At 48.7% G+C, this 939-nt stretch carries 6 tRNA genes and 1 rRNA gene; all 7 read left to right on the top strand.

The features are described from left to right. The first annotated feature begins 84 nt into the window (after positions 1-84). The 7 genes from rrf (at position 85) to R2B77_RS17880 (ending at position 931) form a co-directional block, all read left to right on the top strand. Positions 85-200, top strand: a 5S ribosomal RNA gene (gene rrf / locus R2B77_RS17910). 175 nt (positions 201-375) lie between these two features. Next, positions 376-451 (top strand) — tRNA-Val (locus tag R2B77_RS17905). A 22-nt stretch (positions 452-473) separates the two neighbouring features. After that, positions 474-549: transfer RNA gene (locus R2B77_RS17900), tRNA-Thr, on the top strand. A 7-nt stretch (positions 550-556) separates the two neighbouring features. After that, positions 557-632 (top strand) — tRNA-Lys (locus R2B77_RS17895). Between the two features lie 37 nt (positions 633-669). After that, positions 670-751, top strand: a tRNA-Leu gene (locus tag R2B77_RS17890). Between the two features lie 8 nt (positions 752-759). Beyond that, positions 760-831 (top strand) — tRNA-Gly (locus tag R2B77_RS17885). An 11-nt stretch (positions 832-842) separates the two neighbouring features. Beyond that, positions 843-931, top strand: a tRNA-Leu gene (locus R2B77_RS17880). Positions 932-939 lie beyond the last annotated feature (8 nt).

The raw sequence follows: 939 nt of genomic DNA, 5'->3' as shown, positions 1-939 counted from the left end.
ATAAGTATCGTTCATAAAAAAGTTCTTGCAAATCTTAACTGATTTGATATAATGAGTATTGTCTTTGGAAAAAGATAATGCAGGTCTGGTGACGAAGGCGAAGAGGTCACACCCGTTCCCATCCCGAACACGGAAGTTAAGCTCTTCAGCGCCGATGGTAGTTGGGGGTTTCTCCCTGCAAGAGTAGGACGTCGCCGGGCCTGTATAATTCATTACATACAAACTTAAAAATGTATCATTATACTCTCCGTAAAATTGGGAGAAGCAAGCAGGTCGCGGAAGCGATTGAGAGAGGGAAGGAGCGTACAATAGTACGTGACTGACTGAGCGAATGAAGCTGACAAAGAGATGCGCAGCTTATCGCAATTTTACCCAGGAGGATTAGCTCAGCTGGGAGAGCACCTGCCTTACAAGCAGGGGGTCGGCGGTTCGAGCCCGTCATCCTCCACCATTTCTTTAATAAATACACTTTAGCCGGTGTAGCTCAACTGGTAGAGCAACTGACTTGTAATCAGTAGGTTGAGGGTTCAAGTCCTTTCGCCGGCACCACTTTTCCGAGCCATTAGCTCAGTTGGTAGAGCATCTGACTTTTAATCAGAGGGTCGCAGGTTCGAATCCTGCATGGCTCACCATTTTCACTTTTCATGACTGCAAGTCATGTTATATATTGCGGGTATGGCGGAACTGGCAGACGCGCTAGACTTAGGATCTAGTGCCTTCGGGCGTGGGGGTTCGACTCCCTTTACCCGCACTTATAATGCGGAAGTAGTTCAGTGGTAGAATACGACCTTGCCAAGGTCGGGGTCGCGGGTTCGAATCCCGTCTTCCGCTTCATTTATTTAGCCGGGGTGGCGGAACTGGCAGACGCACAGGACTTAAAATCCTGCGGTAGGTGACTACCGTACCGGTTCGATTCCGGTTCTCGGCACCAATTCTTAT

Origin of the sequence: Sporosarcina beigongshangi, assembly GCF_033485195.1 — a bacterium.
GTDB lineage: Bacteria > Bacillota > Bacilli > Bacillales_A > Planococcaceae > Sporosarcina > Sporosarcina beigongshangi.
The sequence above is the reverse complement of the archived record's forward strand: the minus strand, read 5'-3'. Positions and strand labels throughout refer to the sequence as shown.